Source organism: Paenibacillus macerans (assembly GCF_900454495.1).
Classification (GTDB): domain Bacteria; phylum Bacillota; class Bacilli; order Paenibacillales; family Paenibacillaceae; genus Fontibacillus; species Fontibacillus macerans.
On sequence record NZ_UGSI01000001.1, the window covers coordinates 45,887 to 66,119 of the forward strand.

12 protein-coding genes and 1 tRNA gene are annotated in these 20,233 nt (G+C 53.4%); 10 read left to right on the forward strand and 3 right to left on the reverse strand.

All coding sequences use genetic code 11. From position 1 onward, the window contains the following. Positions 1-450: 450 nt before the first annotated feature. Complete coding sequence (locus DYE26_RS00205; protein ID WP_051985361.1) at positions 451-936, reverse strand: MarR family winged helix-turn-helix transcriptional regulator; 486 nt, start codon at positions 934-936, stop codon at positions 451-453. A 188-nt stretch (positions 937-1,124) separates the two neighbouring features. On the opposite strand from DYE26_RS00205, the gene DYE26_RS00210 reads away from it, so the two are divergent. From DYE26_RS00210 to rfbA, 3 genes are read left to right on the forward strand one after another with little or no spacing between them, the layout of a single operon-like run. Beyond that, positions 1,125-2,591, forward strand: coding sequence for an MDR family MFS transporter (locus tag DYE26_RS00210; RefSeq protein WP_036621203.1), 1,467 nt, complete (start codon positions 1,125-1,127; stop codon positions 2,589-2,591). Positions 2,592-2,593: 2 nt separating this feature from the next. Beyond that, positions 2,594-3,793: a macrolide family glycosyltransferase gene (locus DYE26_RS00215; protein ID WP_036621206.1), complete on the forward strand. Its 1,200-nt coding sequence runs from the start codon at positions 2,594-2,596 to the stop codon at positions 3,791-3,793. A 5-nt stretch (positions 3,794-3,798) separates the two neighbouring features. Beyond that, on the forward strand, positions 3,799-4,662 hold the full coding sequence (gene rfbA / locus DYE26_RS00220) for a glucose-1-phosphate thymidylyltransferase RfbA (RefSeq protein ID WP_036621207.1): 864 nt from the start codon (positions 3,799-3,801) through the stop codon (positions 4,660-4,662). Positions 4,663-4,750: 88 nt separating this feature from the next. Here the strand turns inward: rfbA and DYE26_RS00225 are convergent. After that, positions 4,751-4,824 (reverse strand) — tRNA-Pro (locus tag DYE26_RS00225). A 377-nt stretch (positions 4,825-5,201) separates the two neighbouring features. Between DYE26_RS00225 and DYE26_RS00230 the strand changes: the two genes are divergently transcribed. From DYE26_RS00230 to leuS, 4 genes are all read left to right on the forward strand, one after another. Further along, positions 5,202-6,515, forward strand: a complete 1,314-nt coding sequence (locus tag DYE26_RS00230; protein WP_036621208.1) for an ABC transporter substrate-binding protein — start codon at positions 5,202-5,204, stop codon at positions 6,513-6,515. Positions 6,516-6,626: 111 nt separating this feature from the next. Beyond that, on the forward strand, positions 6,627-8,312 hold the full coding sequence (locus tag DYE26_RS00235) for an alpha-glucosidase (protein WP_036621209.1): 1,686 nt from the start codon (positions 6,627-6,629) through the stop codon (positions 8,310-8,312). Then, positions 8,312-10,579, forward strand: coding sequence for a glycoside hydrolase family 3 C-terminal domain-containing protein (locus DYE26_RS00240; RefSeq protein ID WP_036627847.1), 2,268 nt, complete (start codon positions 8,312-8,314; stop codon positions 10,577-10,579). Before DYE26_RS00235 ends, DYE26_RS00240 begins: the two co-directional genes overlap by 1 nt. A gap of 504 nt (positions 10,580-11,083) precedes the next feature. Then, on the forward strand, positions 11,084-13,525 hold the full coding sequence (leuS, locus tag DYE26_RS00245) for a leucine--tRNA ligase (protein ID WP_036621211.1): 2,442 nt from the start codon (positions 11,084-11,086) through the stop codon (positions 13,523-13,525). A 66-nt stretch (positions 13,526-13,591) separates the two neighbouring features. Here the strand turns inward: leuS and comER are convergent, their stop codons facing one another. Then, complete coding sequence (gene comER, locus DYE26_RS00250; RefSeq protein ID WP_036621212.1) at positions 13,592-14,539, reverse strand: late competence protein ComER; 948 nt, start codon at positions 14,537-14,539, stop codon at positions 13,592-13,594. Between the two features lie 220 nt (positions 14,540-14,759). On the opposite strand from comER, the gene DYE26_RS00255 reads away from it, so the two are divergent. From DYE26_RS00255 to DYE26_RS00265, 3 genes are all read left to right on the forward strand, one after another. Next, complete coding sequence (locus DYE26_RS00255) at positions 14,760-15,485, forward strand: ComEA family DNA-binding protein (protein WP_036621214.1); 726 nt, start codon at positions 14,760-14,762, stop codon at positions 15,483-15,485. A gap of 19 nt (positions 15,486-15,504) precedes the next feature. Beyond that, positions 15,505-16,023 carry a deoxycytidylate deaminase gene (locus DYE26_RS00260; protein ID WP_036621217.1) on the forward strand — a complete coding sequence of 173 codons (519 nt, stop codon included), beginning with the start codon at positions 15,505-15,507 and terminating at the stop codon, positions 16,021-16,023. Between the two features lie 1,165 nt (positions 16,024-17,188). Next, positions 17,189-20,137, forward strand: a complete 2,949-nt coding sequence (locus DYE26_RS00265; protein WP_051985362.1) for a ComEC/Rec2 family competence protein — start codon at positions 17,189-17,191, stop codon at positions 20,135-20,137. Positions 20,138-20,233: the final 96 nt, after the last annotated feature.

The following is a 20,233-nucleotide window of genomic DNA, read 5'->3' on the forward strand; positions in this document are numbered from 1 at the left end:
CCCCCCAATTTATTTTTACAAATATCTTTTTATTATATTTCAAGTTATATAGGAAAGGGATATGAAATTTTTCCTATTGCAGGGATGCTTTTTTGTTTTTCTGCAGGAATTGGAGTTCGAGAGGCTTATCGTCGCCTGATGTAATGGCTCAGCCCCTCCAATGCATGCTCTTCAGCCGTGAAGTGACCAGCAGGCTTAAAGCGCATCCTATCGCGAAGCCTACCGCATAGGTAAACCGATCATCGAAGATATAGACGGTTTCCCACGCGGCATTGCCTGCCACTAAGGAAACCAGCACCACGATAATCGCCTGGACAGCCCGCTCAAACCAGCGGAATATCAGAAATTTCCCGTTGTGTTCCGGTTTATTGTACTGATAACTTACCGCATAGATCAGCCTGGATTATGCCCAGATCTGAAAGAAATTGCCCGCATAAGCGAGATGTCGACTTATTCATCATTTGTACTAAATTCGGTTCGATTTGAATCAAGCTGCCATAAAATATCAAGCAATTGGTTCCGCTGCTCTAAAGTTAAACGCTCAAGCAATTTATCGGATATTTCCCCCATCACTTCTTCCGCTCTTTCCATTAAGGATTTCGCAGTGTCCGTAAGCTGCAGAATGGTGGCCCGACGATCGGATGCATCGGGGGTACGGACTATAAAATGATCCTTCTCAAGCGCGTCGACGAACTGGGTAACCGTACGGGCTTTAATGCCCAAATTTTTCGCCAGCTCATTCATTCTTATTTTACCGGCTGCGGAAATCTCCAATAGAACGCGTAATCTTGGCCCCGTTAATTGCTCCGGCAAACCGTAAGATACTAATCCCATTTCAAATTGCCGTTGCAGAAGATGATTGATTTTAAATAACTGGTGCAATAAATCTTGGCCCGACAGCTCTCCGTAGCCGGAAGATGAATCTGAACTCGTCATAAATCCTCCTTGACATCACAAAAATTAGTGAGTATACTCACCTTATCAAGTAAATAGTGAGTATACTCATTATATGTTTACTCCCTATTTATTATTTTACTTCATTCCGCGGTTTATGTACAGGGAGGTGATATATCCTGCGCCCATTTTAAGCTTATTGATTAGCACAAGGAGGATCTTGGTCGATCATGACAAACCAATCCATCGCAAGGTCAGAACCATTTTCGCTGCGTAGAATACTACCCGCACTATTACCTGTTTTAACCGGAATGCTCCTAGTCATGCTGGACAGTACGGTCATGAATGTAGCGATTCCACAACTTGAAAAAAACTTTCATACGGATCTAAAAACGATCCAGTGGGCGATTACCGGATATACCCTTGCTCTATCTGCAGTAATCCCTTTGGCAGGCTGGTTTTCGGACCGCTTCACCTCGAAAAAAGTGATTTTAACCTCCATCTTCTTATTTACAGGCTGTTCCGCATTATGCGCTATGGCCACAACGCCAGCTCAGTTAATTATATTCCGCATTCTGCAAGGGCTCGGCGGGGGAATGATTGCTCCAATCAGCATGGCGCTTTCTTTCAAGCTGGCTCCCCCGGACAAAAGAGGCTCAGTCATGGGAATTTTAGGTTTACCTATGTTGATTGCCCCCATTGCAGGACCCGTATTGTCAGGCTGGCTATTGGACTATATGCATTGGCGGTGGATTTTTCTCATCAATATCCCTATCGGTGTGTTTTCCCTTATATGGGGGATTAAACATCTTCCGGACTCCAATTTGGGAAAAAACGTGAAGTTGGATATTTGGGGGGCCATTTTAGCTCCCGTATCATTCTCCGCATTGGTTTATGGTGTGCATAGCGGGAGCAGCGAGGGCTGGGCAAATATTCCCGCGCTTATGTCCATCACCATGGGAGTTATTCTTCTAGCCATCTTTATTTTGGTGGAAATTCAAAAGAAAGAACCCTTGCTTGAACTGCGTTCCTTTCTTTCCAAGGAATTCAGCAAAGGCATGATACTTACCTGCCTGAATTGGACCGCATTAGCAGGGTCGGCTTTATTAATACCTTTATTTTTGCAGCAGGTAAGAGGCTTTTCTTCCTTTGAGTCGGGCTTGCTCGTCATCCCTCAAGCGATCATGTCTTTTATCGGGATGCAGCTTGGCGGCAGGCTGTTTGATAAATACGGTGCACGGCCTGTGGTATTTGTAGGACTTGTCTTTCTGGCAAGTGCTTTGGGGGGGTTATCGGGAATTCGGGAAACCAGCAGCTTGGAACTATTGATCGGCATTATCGCTTTTATGGGCTTGGGGCAAGGATTAGCGACGATGCCGCTCAGCACTTATGTTTTGAAATCCGCTCCAGAACACCTCATAAGCCGGGTGACTCCATTAACCGCATCCGCCCAGCAAGTTTTTGGCTCGTTTGCCGTTGCGCTTATGTCCGGTTTTCTAACATCCAATATTAAAAATCATTTGGCCAGTGTCACGGCGGATTTACCGGGAGCACAAGCAGGGGCAATGTCGGCAGGATTCTGCGACACCTTTCTAATTTCCATGATTTTGGCTGTTTGCGGTGTGATCATGAGCCTGTTTTTACGGAAATCGGAAAAATATTCAACAACAAATCATTTTAAAAATAAGGAAGTGTAAGTATGGCAAATGTGCTTTTTTTAAGTATCCCGTCCCATGGACATGTTAATCCTTCATTAGGGTTAGTAAGCGAGCTGGTAAGACAAGGGGAGAAGGTTATTTATTTTTCTTCCGATGAGTTTAAAGAGAAAATCGAACGAACCGGTGCGGTATTCAAACGTTTTAACGAAGACTTGAACCTGTTCGGAACGGATGACATGGGGGGGCTGCTCGATTCTTTGCACAGAGTCATCAAAGCAAGCAGTTCGATTATAGAAGACATCTTTCATCAAACAGCAGATTTGAAATTGGATTACATGATCTATTCGACAGCTTTTCCGTTTGGTGAGGTGATCGCCGGGATTTTACGGATCCCGTCCGTTTCGACCTTTCCGGTATTTGCCGGATTGAAGGAAATACTTGATGACAGTCATGAGTCGGATGAAGATCAAATCGCCCCGATTCAAGAAGTGCTGGATACCTATAAAGCGGTCTCTCGAACCATAGAAGAAACCTACTCCGTCAAGATGCCGGATCGTATGATGCATCTGATGTTTAATCGAGGGGATTTGAATCTGGTCTATACCTCAAAATATTTCATATCGAAATCCGACCTTGAATTTTTCGACGATAGCTTTCAATTTATCGGCCCTCCCGTATATGATCGAAAAGAAAATTTAGATTTCCCTTTTGATCGATTGGAAGGGAAGAAAGTGATCTATATATCACTAGGTACCGTATTCGGGAATTATAACCCCGCACTTTATGACCTGTTTTTCAAAAGTTTTGCCGGTTGGGATGCAGTTGTTGTCATGGCCGCGTACAAGGTGGATTTATCGCCATTTTCCATTCCTGATAACTTTATTGTCAGAAATTATGTCCCGCAGACTGAAATCTTAAAGTATGCGGATGCAGCCATTACCCATGCCGGCATGAACACCATCAGCGATTTGATGTATCACCAGGTGCCGTTTGTAGCGATTCCCATGGGCGCGGATCAGCACGGCATGGCAAAACGGGCGGAGGAATTGGGTGCTGCGATTTCTCTTGATAGCCAAACTCTTAATCCCGAGGTGTTAACACATTCCATCGAAAAGGTTCTGGGGGATCCCAGCTACCTAGAAAATATGAGGAAAATCAGTCATTCATTTAAAGAAGCCGGCGGGTATAAAAAAGCGGTTGATGAAATTTTCAAATTAAAAAAGAAAAATGGATTGGAATGATTTAGATGAAAGGTATTATACTTGCGGGCGGATCGGGAACTCGTCTATATCCATTAACCAAAGCGGTGTCAAAACAAATGCTTCCGGTTTATGACAAACCTATGATTTATTACCCTTTATCCACCCTCATGATGGCGGGGATCAGGGAGATATTAATCATTTCCACACCAAGGGACACCCGTCTATTCCAAGACCTTTTGGGAGATGGCTCTAAACTCGGTCTTTCTCTGCAATATGCGGTTCAAGCACAGCCGCGCGGACTTGCGGATGCCTTTATTGTCGGCGAAGCGTTTATAGGCCGCGATTCTGTTTGTTTGATTTTGGGAGACAACATTTTCTTTGGGCAAAGCTTCGGCGCCACCCTTAAAAAGGTTGTTCAAAGGCAAGAAGGGGCTACGATTTTCGGTTATTATACAAAAGACCCGACAGCCTATGGAGTGGTTGAATTCGACCGCGAAGGCAACGCCATTTCCATCGAAGAGAAGCCCAAGACACCGAAATCCAATTATGCGGTACCGGGATTGTATTTTTATGATCAGGATGTCGTCGAAATCGCGAAAAAGCTGAAGCCTTCTGCCAGAGGGGAGATTGAAATTACCGCGATCAACGAGGAGTATATGAAAAACGGAAAACTGAAGGTCGAACTGCTTGGCAGAGGTATGGCCTGGCTGGATACGGGAACGATTGAATCGTTAAGGGAAGCCGGCAATTTTATTGAAGCTATTCAAAAAAGGCAAGGATTGTATGTAGCCTGCATTGAAGAGATTGCCTTCCGCAATGGATATATATCCAAAGAAGAGCTGATGGAAATGGCCAAACCCTTAACCAAAATCGACTATGGCAAATATCTGCTTCAGATTGCAGAATGACCGTACAAAAGGCACCATTTGGATAGTCATTTATGGCTACCCCAAGAGTCAAAAATAAAAGACCCTTGTTATACAAGGGTCTTTTCGATCGAGACGACAGGATTTGAACCTGCGACCTCTTGCTCCCGAAGCAAGCGCTCTACCAAGCTGAGCCACGTCTCGTTAGCGGAGTGATCACAATATGTAATTTTACTCGTCTTAATATGATTTGTAAAGAGAGTTTTAAAAAAATTTTTTCAAGATCGGTTTGCGAGAAAAAAGCACTCGGCGGAGTAATTTACCCAGGCGGTTCTATCCCCGACATACCGGCACTTTTTTTAAATGTCTTAACGCCATATTTTTGCTATCCCCAATGCGCCGCAAATATGTTAACGTTACTATATTTTCGCGGGTTATTTGCCCAGTCATTGTTCTCAAATCTGGATTTAGTACAACTATTTTCATATGAAAACGTTTGACATAAAAACGATTGCATTTATAATAAAGATTGAGCTCACACATTTCATTTATTCCAAAAAACGAAGACTGGGGGAAACAAAATGAAGAAATGGATGTCGCTTTCCATCGCTTTGGCGCTCATTATGACAGCGCTGTCGGCATGCGGAGGCGGGGGCAAGAGCAGCAACGATGGCGCTAAGGAGAATGAGGCTTCAGGCAAGACGGTTGAAATTTCCGTTTTGGTCGGCAAGGAAGAAATCGCCAAGCCGTTTGAATCGATGGTAAGCGATTACAACAGTTCGCAGGACAAAGTGAAAGTATCGATTATTCCTCTGTCCGGGGCGAACGGTTATGAAAGAATGACCACGCTGTATGCGTCGAACAATGCTCCTACCGTGATGAGCATCGGTCAGGAGTTGGAGCTGATGCAAGGCAAGCTGCTTGATCTGTCCGATCAGGAGTGGGTCAAGAACGCTTCGCCGGGCACGCTGGATTACGCTACATACGACGGCAAGGTTTTGGGGATGCCCATGTCCGTAGAAGCTTTCGGTTTTATTTACAATAAAGCTGTTTTGGATAAAGTGGCTGGCGGCAGCTTCGATCCGTCGAGCGTGCGAACCATCAACGACTTGAAAGCGCTCTTTGAAAAAATCGAGGCCGCCGGCGTTACGCCGATCACCGTAACTCCGCTCGATTGGTCGCTGGGGGCTCATTTTTCCAATATTCTGTTTACCGACCAATCGCCGGACCGCGAAACGCGCCACAAATTCCTTGCGGACATGAAGAGCGGGAACGTCGATCTTGCCAACAACGCGGTGTTCAACGGCTGGATGGATACTCTCGATTTGATGAAACAGTACAACAAGGCCAAGGACGCCCCGCTGTCCGCGCAATATGACGAAGCGCCTTTGCAGTTGGCCGACGGGGAAGCGGCGATGTGGTTCATGGGCAACTGGGCCTATCCGCAGCTTAAAGAAGCGGACCCGGATGGTGAATACGGCTTTCTGCCGGTCCCTGTAAGCAACAACGCCGATGATTACGGCAACAGCCAAATTTCGGCCAGCGTCTCGTTGTATTGGAGTATCGACAAAGAACAGTCCACTCCGGAAGAACAGGCTGCCGCCAAAGATTTCTTGAACTGGATGGTCAGCAGCGAGCAAGGCCAGGATTACTATGTCAATCAATTCAGCGCGATCCCTGCGTTCAACAACTTTAAGATCATGCCGGAAGACAGCTTGTCGCAGTCGCTATTGTTTTACATGGACAAGCAGCAGACGCTGGAATGGATGAACCTGTACTTCCCGCCGGACGGGTATCCGACCATGGGAGCGACGCTGCAGAAATATTTGACCGGCAATATCGATCGTGCGGGCGTTGCCAAGGAGTATGAGGAGTACTGGAAAAAGGCCAAATAAGGTAACGTTTTCATATTTTTTTCTGATTAGAAAAAGAATCCGAGGGATAAGCCGTTTGGCTTATCCCCCGCTTGTTATAAAGAGAGCCGGAAATAAAGTGGGAGGACTACCATGAACGATCGGAAAGAACAGAAACAGAAGTGGTGGAAGGAGAGCATCGCTTACCAGATTTACCCGCGCAGCTTCCAAGACTCGAACGGCGACGGGATCGGAGATTTGCGGGGCATTATCGAACGTCTCGATTATTTGCAATATCTTGGCATCGATTTGCTGTGGCTTTCCCCGGTATACGATTCGCCAAACGACGATAACGGATACGATATCCGCGATTATCACGGCATTTTGGACGAATACGGAACGATGGAAGATATGGACGAGCTGATTGCGGAGGCCGGAAAGCGGGGCATTCGGCTGTTGATGGACCTGGTCGCCAACCATACGTCGGACGAGCATGCCTGGTTTATCGAATCGCGTTCCGCAAAGGACAGCCCTAAGCGGGATTGGTACATTTGGCGGCCGGGCAAGGACGGCAAGGAGCCGACCAACTGGGAATGCGGATTCGGCGGTTCAGCCTGGGAGTACGACGAGCAAAGCGGCGAATATTTCCTGCACTGCTTCTCTCCCAAGCAGCCGGATTTGAATTGGGAGAACCCCGAAGTGAGACGGGAACTCTACGCGATGATCGACTGGTGGATGGATAAAGGGATTGCCGGGTTCCGCGTCGACGCGATTACCTACATTAAGAAAAACCCCCAATTTCCCCAGCTTGAAGCCGAACCCGGACGAGATTTTGCGCCCATTGAAAAAGTCAGCTTGAATCAGGAAGGCATCCTTGATTTTCTGCGCGAGATGAAGCGGGAAGCGCTGGAGCCGAGAGGGGCGATCACGGTCGCCGAGGCTCCGGGGGTGCCGCTTGAACAAATCGGCGATTTTGTGGATGAAACGGACGGCGTGTTTACGATGCTGTTCCAATTTAACCATGTGGATTTGGACATCAAGCCCGGCGGCAAAGCGGAGTTCGTCGATTGGGACATGAAAAAATTCAAGGACGCCCTGTCGTTATGGCAGCAGGAATCCAACCGGCATGGCTGGATGGGGTTGTTCCTGGAGAACCACGACCATGTCCGCTCGGTATCCAAATTCGGCAATGACGGACCCTATCGTGATTTATCCGCCAAAATGCTTGCGGCGTATTATTTTTTGATGCGGGGAACGCCTTTCATTTATCAGGGGCAGGAGATCGGCATGACCAACTGTCCTTTTGACTCCATTCATGAATACCGCGACATCGGCAGCCTCAACCTGTTCCGGGATGAGACGGCTAAAGGGCGGCCGGCGGAGGAGATTTTGGGCTACCTCGGCAAACGCAGTCGCGATCACGGGAGAACCCCGATGCAGTGGAACGGTGAGCGGGAGGCCGGCTTTACCTCCGGAACGCCTTGGATCAAAGTGAACCCCAATTATAGAGAGATCAATGTCGCGGAGAATATGAAAAACGAGGATTCGGTGCTGCAGTTTTACCGTCGTCTCATCGCGCTGCGGCGGGAGCACCGGAGTTTGGTTTACGGATACTATGACGACCTTTGCAAGGAATCCAAGGAGGTCGGGGCCTATCAGCGTACCTATAACGGCGAACGCTGGGTCGTATTGTGCAATTTTACCGGGCGGTCCGTCTCTCTGCAGCAGCTTACGGAAATCCCGTTGGACGGCGAACGGGTCCTGTCCAATTACGAGGACCGGGATCAAAACACGTTAAGACCGTATGAGGCGCTGGTTTTCAGATGGCGGAGAAAATGATGGAACAGTCGATAGAACGGATTCTCACGCAACTGACGTTGGAGGAAAAAGCAAGCCTTTGCTCAGGTCAGGATTTTTGGCGCCTGAAGGAAATAAGCCGGTTGGGGATTCCCTCGATCCGCATGGCGGACGGGCCCCATGGCCTGCGCAAGGAAGCGGAAAATGCGGATTATTTGGCCGCTGGGCAGAGTTTGCCGGCCACCTGTTTTCCCTCCGCCGCCGGGCTGGCCTGCACCTGGAACCGGACCTTGATCCGGCAAATGGGGGAAGCGCTCGGCAAGGAATGCCAGGCCGAAGGCGTATCGGTGCTGCTTGGGCCGGGCGCAAACATCAAGCGCAGTCCGCTTTGCGGCAGAAACTTCGAGTATTTCTCGGAGGACCCTTATTTATCGTCGGAAATGGCGGCCAGCCATATTGAAGGGGTACAAAGTCAGGGAGTCGGAACTTCGCTCAAGCATTTTGCGCTGAATAACCAGGAATACCGCAAGATGACGGTGGACGCCGTTGCCGATGAACGGACGCTGCGGGAGATTTATCTGGCCAGCTTTGAGGGTGCGGTGAAAAAGGCCCGCCCATGGACGGTGATGACCGCCTACAACCGGGTGAACGGGGAATACTGCGCCGAGAACAAGCGGCTCTTGACCGATATTTTGCGCGAGGAATGGGGCTATGAAGGCGCTGTGATCTCCGACTGGGGCGCGGTAAACGAGCGGGTGGACGGCCTGCTGGCCGGGCTCGATCTGGAAATGCCGTTTAACCTCGGAGAAGGCGACGCCAAGATCGTTCAAGCCGTGCAAAGCGGGGAGCTCCCTGAAGAGCAGCTGGACAGAGCGGTCAAAGTACTGCTGGAGCTGGCCTTTAAAGGCCATGCGGCAAAACGGGAGCAAGCCTCGTTTGATCCCGGCGGGCACCATGATCTGGCCAGAAAAGTAGCCGCCGAAAGCATGGTGCTGCTCAGAAACGAGCAGGGCATCCTGCCGCTCTCCAAGGAAGCGAGCATCGCCGTCATCGGCGGCTTCGCGCGGCGGCCGAGATTTCAAGGCGGCGGCAGTTCGCATATCGTGCCGACCAGACTGGATATCGCTTATGAGGAAATCGGACGTAAAGTCAAAGATCCGGCACAGATCACCTATGCGCAAGGATATCGTCCGGACGATGATGAGATTGATGCCGCTTTGCTGGCGGAAGCTGCGGAAGCCGCCGCCAAGGCGGAGGTCGCCGTTATTTTTGCCGGTTTGCCGGATCGCTACGAAACGGAAGGATATGACCGCAGCCATCTGCGTTTGCCGGGCAATCACCTTCGCCTGATCGAAGAGGTGGCCAAGGTCCAGAGCAATCTGGTCGTGGTGCTGAGCAACGGTTCGCCGGTGGAGATGCCCTGGATCGGCCAAACCCGGGCCGTGCTGGAGGCTTATTTGGGCGGACAGGCGGCCGGAGGGGCGGTGGCCGATCTGCTGTTCGGCGACGCCAATCCAAGCGGCAAGCTGGCCGAAACCTTTCCGGCGGCGCTCGAGCATAACCCGTCCTACCTGTTTTTCCCGGGGGAAAAGGACCGCGCCGAATATAAGGAAGGGGTGTTCGTCGGCTACCGCTACTATGACGCCAAAGCGCTCGAACCGCTGTTTCCGTTTGGACACGGCCTGAGCTACACCCGGTTCGAATACTCCGGTTTAACGCTCAGCAGCTCCAGAATCCGGGAGCATGAGACGTTGACGGTGAGCGTGCGGATCAAAAACGCCGGAGAGGTGGCGGGCAAGGAAATCGTGCAGCTGTACGTAAGCGACCGGGAGGCGTCCGTGGCCCGTCCGCCGAAGGAGCTTAAAGGCTTTGAAAAGCTCGAGCTTCAGCCCGGCGAAGAGAAGACGGTAATTTTTGAGCTGAATAAAAGAGCGTTTGCATATTACGATGTGGAGCTGGGCGGCTGGCATGTGGAGAGCGGCTTTTTCGATATTTTGATCGGGCGTTCGTCCCGGGATATCGCCGCGGCCGAAGCGGTTTATGTAGAGAGCGCCGTCAAGCTGAAGCCCTCGTTTACGCGCAACTCGACGTTGGGCGATCTGTTGGCAAAAGCCGCTCCCGACCCGCTGACGCTGGCGCTGATCGAGCAATTCAAGCTGAACAGCGGGATATTTCCGGAGGACAAACCGGCTGATATCGCCGCGGCCGATCTTCATTTTCTGCCGCTGCGCGCGCTTGTCTCGCTAAGCAAGGGCGGTCTTCGGGAAGAGGACATGGAAGTTCTGCTGACCCGGGTCAACAAAAGCTGATCCCGGCGTGATCCGGCGGCGTTTCTGGAGCCGGGTTTAAACGAAGACTGCCGTTGACTTTGGGGAGATGGATTGGATATAATAATCTATAATCAATTTCAAAGCTGGATATTGCAAAGCAGTGATGAGGAATCAGTATTTTCGGACAGACCATGCAGAGAGCCGGCGGAAGGTGCAAGCCGGTTGGCCGCGGAATGAACTCGCCTCGGAGTGCGGTGCAATTGCGGTAGCGGCGGATTCGCTGACGGCTTCCTTGCCGGCCGCATGAACATCGCCGTCTCGCCCGCGTTAAGGGTGCAAAGTGAGCCGAGGACAAAGCATGTCCGAAGCTAACTAGGGTGGTACCACGGGAATTTCCTCTCGTCCCTAGCGATGATACGCTACGGGGCGGGAGGTTTTTTAATTTTAAAAGGCAGTTCAAAAAGTCATCTTTTGAAAACCTGACTTTTTGAACCCTCACTAAAATATTTGTTCAAAATGGTTGTTCAAGGAGGATTTTCGATTATGGCGGACAATAATGCGCCTCATGCCGTTTACCGGGCTCAGGACATCGAACCGAAATGGCAGGCTTACTGGGATGAGCATCATACGTTCAAAACACGGGAAGAGGCGGGCAAACCGAAGTTTTACGCGCTCGACATGTTCCCTTATCCTTCGGGAGCGGGCCTTCATGTAGGCCACCCGGAAGGTTATACGGCGACGGATATCGTCTCCCGTTATAAACGGATGCGCGGCTACAATGTGCTGCATCCGATGGGGTGGGACGCTTTCGGCCTGCCGGCCGAGCAGCACGCGCTCGATACGGGCGAGCATCCCCGCGATATTACGGTCAAGAACATCAACAATTTCCGGCGCCAAATCAAATCGCTGGGCTTCTCATACGATTGGGACCGCGAAATCAGCACGACCGATCCGGAATATTACAAATGGACCCAGTGGATTTTTATCCAGCTTTATAAGAAAGGTCTCGCTTATGTGGCCGAGGTGCCGGTAAACTGGTGCCCTGCGCTGGGAACGGTGCTGGCCAACGAAGAGGTGATCGACGGCAAGAGCGAACGCGGCGGCCATCCGGTCATTCGCAAGCCGATGCGCCAATGGGTGCTGAAAATCACCGAGTATGCGGAACGGCTGCTGGAAGACCTGGAAGAGCTCGACTGGTCGGAAAGCATCAAGGATATGCAGCGCAATTGGATCGGCAAATCCGAAGGGGCCGAAGTCGTTTTTGCGATCGACGGCCATGACGCGGCGCTGACCGTGTTTACGACGCGCCCGGACACCTTGTTCGGGGCCAGCTACGCGGTGCTTGCACCGGAGCATGAATTGGTCAAAACGATCACGACGGACGCCCAGCGCGAAGCCGTCGAGGCCTATCAAGATCAAGCCGCGCGCAAAAGCGACCTGGAGCGGACCGATCTGGCGAAGGAAAAAAACGGCGTATTTACCGGCGCTTACGCGATCAATCCGGTGAACGGCGCCAAGCTGCCGATCTGGATCGCCGATTACGTGCTCGCCGGCTACGGCACCGGGGCCATCATGGCCGTGCCGGGGCATGACGAGCGGGACTACGAGTTCGCCAAGCGTTTTGAGCTGCCGATCCGCGAAGTGGTCGAAGGCGGCGATCTGGCGAAAGAAGCGTATGCGGGCGACGGTCCGCACGTCAATTCCGGTTTCCTGAACGGGCTTAACAACGCGGAAGCGATCAAGAAAATGATCTCCTGGCTGGAGGAAAACGGCAAAGGGCGCGGCAAGGTGACGTACCGCCTGCGCGACTGGCTGTTCAGCCGCCAGCGTTATTGGGGCGAGCCGATCCCGATCCTCCATCTCGAAGACGGCACGATGAAGCCGGTGCCGGAGGATCAGCTGCCGCTGGTATTGCCGGACGTCGACGCCATCAAGCCGTCGGGCACCGGGGAATCGCCGCTCGCGAACGTTACGGAATGGGTCAATACGACCGATCCGGAGACCGGCCTGCCGGCGCGGCGCGAGACGAACACGATGCCGCAGTGGGCGGGCAGCTGCTGGTATTATCTGCGGTACATCGATCCGCATAACGACAAGGAGCTGTGCTCCAAAGAGAAGCAGCGGGAGTGGCTGCCGGTCGATCTGTATATCGGCGGCGCCGAGCACGCGGTGCTTCACCTGCTGTACGCCCGCTTCTGGCACAAGGTGCTGTACGATCTCGGCGTGGTGACCACGAAGGAGCCGTTCCATAAGCTTGTGAACCAAGGGATGATCCTGGGCACCAACAACGAGAAAATGAGCAAATCCCGCGGCAACGTGATCAATCCGGACGAAATCGTGGGTGAATACGGTGCGGATACGCTGCGCGTGTACGAAATGTTCATGGGTCCGCTGGAAGCGACCAAGCCGTGGAACATGAACGGCGTGGAAGGCATTCACCGCTTCCTGTCGCGGGTCTGGCGCCTCTTCGTCGCCGAGGACGGCAGCCTGAACCCGAAAATCACCGCGGACGGCGGCAGCGACGACTTCAAACGGACCTGGCACAAAACGATCAAAAAGGTAACCGAAGATTTAGAAAACCTGCGCTTTAATACGGCGATCAGCCAACTGATGATTTTCGTCAACGACGCTTATAAAACGGATGCCGTTCCGAAGGCTGCGGCTGAAAACTTCGTGCAGCTATTGTCCCCCTTGGCGCCGCATTTGGCCGAAGAACTGTGGGAGCGCCTCGGGCATGCCGAAACGATCACGTACGAGCCGTGGCCGGCCTATGACGAGGCTTGGACGGTCGAAGCGGAAGTGGAAATCGTCGTGCAGGTGAACGGCAAAATCGTAGACCGCACGAAAATTTCCAAAGAGCTGGATCAGGCGGCCATGCAGGAACACAGCTTAAGCCTGCCGAACGTGCAGCAGGCTGTGGCTGGCAAGACGATCCGCAAGGTGATCGCCGTTCCGGGCAAATTGGTCAACATTGTCGTCGGTTAAAGGCCTGCCGGAAGCTGCTGCTTTGGCGGCAGTCTATTGCGGCAGTCTATTTGCGGGTCACCGGCATTAAGGCAGGGTAGCGGCTCCCGAACCGTCCGGCGGTTCCGCCTTGGATAGGGCGCCGCCGTCCGCCTGATGGGAGGAAGGGGAGGAATCTCCTTCCTCTTCTGCCGCCGTTTCCCCGCCGGGTTCAGGAGGATTAAACAGCGCATGCAGTTTGCCGAGATCTTCATCGTACTTGCGGTGCGTCGCTTCGATCAACTGCACGAACAGGCCGCGAAGGCCGGCTTCCAGCACGGTCAATCCCTCGGCGGTAACGCCGCCGGGGACGGCGACGCGCTCGATAAGCTCCTCCGCGGTTAGTCCGCCTTCGGTCAACAGCTTGCCCGTTCCGAGCAGCATTTCGGAGCCGAGCGTGATCGCGTCGGCCTGCGTCAGTCCGGTTAGCTCTCCGGCGGCTTCCGCCCACAGCTTCAGCATGTAGGCGACGAATGCGGGGCCGCAGCTGGCGATGTCGGAAGCGATGCGGGTCTCGGTTTCTTTTAGCGTAAACGGCGTGCTGACCGAGGAAATCAGCTGCTCCAACAGGAGCCGGTCCTCGGGCCGGATCCGCTTTCCGTACATGCAGAGCGAAGCTCCGCTGTGTACGGAGTGGGTAATGCTGGGAATAATTTTGGCGATTTTGGCCGGGAGGGCCTGCTCCAGAGTTTCGATTTGCACCGGGCTCGTAATTGATACGACGATCTGTTTATCGTCGAGCACATCCCGGATTTCCGCGATAACCTCAGGGTAATCCAGGGGTTTGATGCACAGGAAGATAATTTTGCTGTCCCGTGCGGCTTCCGCGTTGCTTCCGTATATTTTTAGTCCGGGATAACGTTGGGCCAGCCGTTTCGTTTTGAGGGGAGAACGGTTGCTGGCACAGATGTGATGCGGGAGCAGCGCTCCGGAACGCGAGAAAGCTTCAATCAGCAAGCTTCCCATGGATCCGGTTCCGATGAAGGCGACTTTCATCCGGGTTCCCCTTTCCGTGCGTGACGCACTTTTCGTTGCCATCATGGATCATGCTTCACAGCGAACTCGATTTTCACGTTAGAAACGTGCGGCCCTTTGCCTGCGGTTATTTACCGGGCAGACCGAACGTTTCTACTTCACCTGTTTAAATATGTATGCATCTTGATTGGATCTTCATGACCTTACCGGGCAGATTCTTTTAAGATTGGAGTGGCAGGGTATGAGAAAAGAGTATGTGCTGACGTCGGTCGTTTCCGCAGTTATTGGCGCCGGCCTGATGCTGCTTGCGGTTGGCGGAAGCAAACCGGCCGGAATTGAAGGCTGGGTTCCGCTCAACGCCGAGGTGGCTTCGGCGCTGCAGGCGGAGCAAGCGCCTGCCGGAGGCGGAAGCGCTGCGGCCGGGGCGGGCGCAAGTGCCGCTGCCCATACCGGGGACGCCGGCAAGGCGGATCAGCGCCGAGCGGCGCAGGGCATGGAGACTGCCGGCGGCCGTGCAGCGGCAGGCGGTGCGGCCGGGACGGCCGCGGGTGGAGCGGCGGCAGGCGGATCGGCTGGAGGCGGAGCCGCTGCAGGCGGTGCTGCGGCGCCGGGTTCAGCAGCGGCCCCGCCAGCGGGCGCGGCCTTAGGCGAGCCGGCGGTTGGCAGCCCGGCTGCCGGTAACCCCGAGGCAGGCGAGCCGCCTGCCGGAAACGCCACCGCTTCTGCGGCCGGCAGTCCGGCTTCGTCCGCTGCGCCGCCGCAGCAGGCGGACACCAGCCTGATCAGCATCAATCAGGCGGGGCTTACCGAGCTGCAGGACATTCCCGGCATCGGCGAGAAAAAAGCGCAGGCGATCATCGACTACCGAACCGCGCACGGCCCTTTTGTTTCCCTAAGCGATTTGACGAAGGTGAAAGGGGTCGGAAACAAAATGCTGGAAAAAATGAAGCCATATATCAGACTGTAGGAACAGGAGAGCCAAAGGGATGAATCCGGATCAACGCAAAGACTGGGATACGTATTTCATGGATATCGCCTATATGGTGTCAACGCGGTCGCGCTGCAGCCGCCGGCATGTCGGAGCCGTTCTCGTCCAGGGCAAAAAGCTGCTTGGAACGGCCTACAACGGAGCTCCTTCGGGCGTTCCCGACTGCTCGGAAGCCGGCTGCATGATCGCGGAGGAATACGAGGTCGTCATCGAAAACGGAGAAGAAAAAATGGTGAAGAAGCAGCGCTGCGTGCGCACGATCCACGCCGAGCAAAACCTGCTGCTGTTCACCGACCGCATCGACCGGGAAGGCTCCAGCGTCTACGTTACGGACGAACCTTGCTGGACTTGCGCCAACATGCTGGCCAACAGCGGCATTACGGAAATCGTGTTTCATCGGCCTTACCCCAAAGATTCGGGCAAGGTGACGGCGATGATGAAGCAGAAAGGCATCCGGTTCCGCCGTTTGGAATCGTACCAGCCGCCGCCGGAAACGGTTGTCCGCGTTGAGGAATAACCGGCCATCGGCGGCAAACTTGATCGAACATACGATGATTTGTACGGATATATGCGGAGATTTTGAGTTTATATGAGTTTATATGAGATTACATGAGATTATATAAGATTTATATGAAATTAGATTTATTATGAGATTATATGGATCATGCTACGATTTATATGGATTACGCGATGATTTGTTAGGATGCAGGAAGCACCTCATCCGCCCAAAGGCGGGTGGGGTGCTTTTTTGAGTTTTATGGAGTTCTGTTCGGTCAGGTGCTGGTGAAACATAGTTATGGCGCCAAGCGCGTCTATTTTCGCAGTATTCTTGTCTTGCCCGCGTTGGATCCTTTAAAAGGATGACGGGGTTAAGGGCTCAAGTGTAAAAGTGCATTTGATGTACCATATATGACTGGAATTGACCGATTGAAATGCAAAAAACTATGCATCTATTTTGGGGCTATCCGATAAAAAAGGGGTCTTTTGACCACTAGCGTTGGATTTACATCTGGCAAGATACATTTTCTGGGCACACCAATATTCTAACGGTTGCCACAAGCGCTATTTGTTCCAGTACCGTTGATTTCAAATTGTAACGGTTGCCATGGAGCTTATTTCGCTGAAAATCGGTAATTTTTGCTTGGATTCAGGCAAATAACGACGTTCGCAACCGTTAGAATTTGGAAAAGGTCTTTTTTCGGCAAATAGCCGCTGCTGCAACCGTTAGATTTCCTGCGGGCGGACAGTATCGATTCGAAAGCCAACGCTTGTAAAGAAACTTTGAGCAAAAGTTAATGCAACGCCAGTGTCTTTTGACTGGAAATGAACTGAAATTTTGCATTTGACGGGCCGGAAACGGGGTTTTTGAGTCAAAACGAACTGCATTTATGCATTTCGCGGAATCGGCACTTACTGGAATCGCCACCTACTGGAATTGCCAGCTACTGGATTTGGTACTACTGACTGGCGCCTACTGAAAACGGTATTTACATAGATTCGGCATCGCCCTGGATTTGTGCAGCCTCGGATTGGCCTGGCTTCTCGGCCCGCTTATTCCCTGTAATACAGGCGGACGTTGGCCTGCGCGCAGGCCGCGGGTTTCTTGTTGGAGGAAGCACTCTTAAACGGTGGCGGACATGTGTCTGATATGGCAGCGATCCCGAAAGGAAGGAGGACTTGTAATGTTCCGTAGACCTTTGACCGCTATCGCCTGCTGCTGGATCGCCGGCAGCGGTTTGACTATTTTGCTCGGCGGCAGCCGGTTTTGGCTGATGTGGGCCGGAATTACGCTGGTTTGCCCGGTGTTATTGGCGATCGGGCGTTGGCCCTTGCGGAGGCTTGCGGTATTGTGGCTGGCATTTTCTCTTGGGGCCGTCTATTGGCAGTACTACGAAGCCAGAAATATCAGCCGGATTGAATATGCTTTGTCTGGCGGGGGGGAGACGGTTGATGGTCTAACCGCTGAGCAGTCCAGCGAACGGGGCGCATCAGCCGGCCTAACCGCTGAGCAGTCCGGTGAACGGGGGTCATCAGCCGGTCCAACCGCTGAGCGGTCCGCCGTCCAGGACCCTCTGGACGGGCTTGCCGTACGCATGGAGGGGACGATCGTGTCGCCGGTGGAGGTCGATGGCGACCGGGCCGACTTTACGCTGCGGTTGAGCCGGATCGGCCATTCCGATGGCGCCTTGAAGGGACCGCTGGAGGGAGGGGATATCCCCGGCGGAGAGAAGGTCGCGGTACAGCTGCGTTTGGCGGCGGAGGAGGAGTTAAGCAAGGCCGCCTCCTGGCGGCGTGGACAGCATATCGCGTTGACGGGCAGCCTGAAACGGCCGGAGCCGGCCCGCAACTTTGAAGGCTTCGACTACCGCCGCTATTTGCACAACCAGCGCATTCATTGGCTGGTCAAGGCGACCGGGGCGTCCGCGTTGAACGTACTGCCCGGCAAATGGAGCGCCGCCGCATTGCTCGGGGAGGTCGATGCTTTGCGCGCTTATTTGGGCGCGCAGATCGAGCGGCTGTTTCCGGGATGGCAGGCCGGCTACATGAAAGGCCTGCTGATCGGGCTTCAGGACGAGCTTGATCCGGAGAAATACGCGGAGTTTACCCAGCTTGGCCTGACGCATATTTTGGCGATTTCGGGCAGCCATGTGGCGATCAATGTGGCGATCGTTTTTTGGCTGCTGCGTTTATGCCGGGTCAGCCGGGAGACCGCGCTGATCGTCATGTTGTTGTTTGTCCCGGCATATGTGCTGATTACCGGTTTTTCGCCGTCCGTGATCCGCTCCGGGATCATGACGACGCTGGGCATCTATTTGCTGAGGCGGGGAAAGCTCAAGGACAGCATTAATGTGCTGTCGGCCGCGGCGCTTATGATGCTGCTTTGGGACCCCTATTTTTTGCTGAACGTCAGCTTCCAGCTTTCGTTTGCGGTCACGGCCGGGCTGATCGTTTTCGTCCCGCTGATCTCGCCTTATTTCGCCTGGCTTCCGCCCAAAATCCGGGGGACCGTAGCCATTACGCTGGCGGCGGAAATCGTCTCGTTTCCTTTAACGATCTTCTATTTTAACCAGTTTTCCCTGCTCTCGCTGGCGGCAAATTTGCTGATAGTCCCCGTCATTGGTGCGCTGGCGCTGCCTATGGGGACGGCAGCGCTTCTGCTCAGCTTTTTCGCGTACCGGCTTGGCGTCTGGGCGGCGGTTCCGGTAAGGCTGCTGAATACGGCTACGTTTTGGGCCACAGGCTGGCTTGGTGAACGAAGCGGCTTTATGACCTACTGGAAATCCCCCTCGTTACTGTGGATCGCCGGATATTACGGGGCCGTGTTTTTGCTGCTTTATTGGAGTTCGCGGCGGGAAAAGCGGCATTTAACGGCGGCCGGCGTCTTGGACGATGAGACGGTGCCGCTTTCGCCTCCGGCCGAAATAGCGGCCTCGGATAAGACGAGGCGCTATTTGGCGGCATTTGCCGGAGTACACCGGCAGTTGGGCGGACAATCGCCGCGGGAGTTCCCATTGTTCCGATCGTCCCGGTCGCCCCTAACATCCCAAACGCCCCTGCCATTCCGGCCGTTCCGGGACTCCTTCATATCCATTGCCTTAAGGATATGGCCGCGTGACGCCAACCGGCGCAGGGAAATTCTGCGTATTGCAATAGCGGCCGGCCTCGCGCTGCTGATCGTGTCCGGGTACCGGACGGCATATGCCAAAGGCGTCGGGCACATCGAATTTATCGATGTGGGACAGGGGGATTGTGCGCTCATTACGGCTCCGTCCGGCGTTCATATTCTCGTGGACGGCGGCGGCACCGTCTCGTTCCGCAAGGCATCCGATAGCTGGCGGGACAGGAAGGAGGCGTTTGAAGTCGGAGCGAAAACGGTTGTTCCGCTGCTAAAAAAACGGGGGATCCACCGCCTGGACGCCGTGATTTTAACCCATGGCGATCAGGACCACATCGGCGGCCTGCAAGCCGTGCTTGAGCAATTCCCGGTGGAGGCGCTGGTGATCAACGGAAGTCTGGCCGAATCCGCCACCATGAAGAAGCTGATGGAGACTGCATTGGATCGGAACATACCGGTCTATTCGGCGGCCCGCGGCATGACTATGAAGCCGGATGCCGAGACGAAACTTGACGTTCTATATCCCCAAGCGGTAGCCGCCGGTACTGAAGCGGAAGCGATTCCGTTCGAAGAGAAGCAAAATCACCGCTCGATCGTGTTCCTGCTCCAAATGAGCGGGGCCCGGTTTTTGTTCACCGGGGATATGGATGAAGCGGCGGAGCGGGAAGTGCTGGAAATGGCCGCAGCAGATAAGGAAACGGTCGGGTCGGAAAAGGAAATGTCCGGGGCAGATAAGCAGGTGGTCGGGGGAGAAAACGGACATCCCGTCGACGTCATGAAGGTGGCTCATCACGGCAGTAAAACGTCGACCTCGGCCGAGTGGCTGGCGTACTGGCGGCCGGAGGCCGTCCTGATCTCCGTCGGCGCGTCCAACACTTACGGGCATCCGCATCCGGCGGTCATGGAGCGGCTTGAAGCGCAGGGGACCGGCATTTTCCGCACCGACCGGATGGGCGGAGTGCAGTTGAAGGTGCGGGGCGGCCGGATGCATATCCGCTATAAGCTTGCGCAATAACCATTTTGTGGGATTCCGTCAGGACGCGTGAAAGCAGGATGACGGGTCCTATTTTTTTTGGTATTCTTAGGTGAGGTTAATGGGATATTCGGGGTT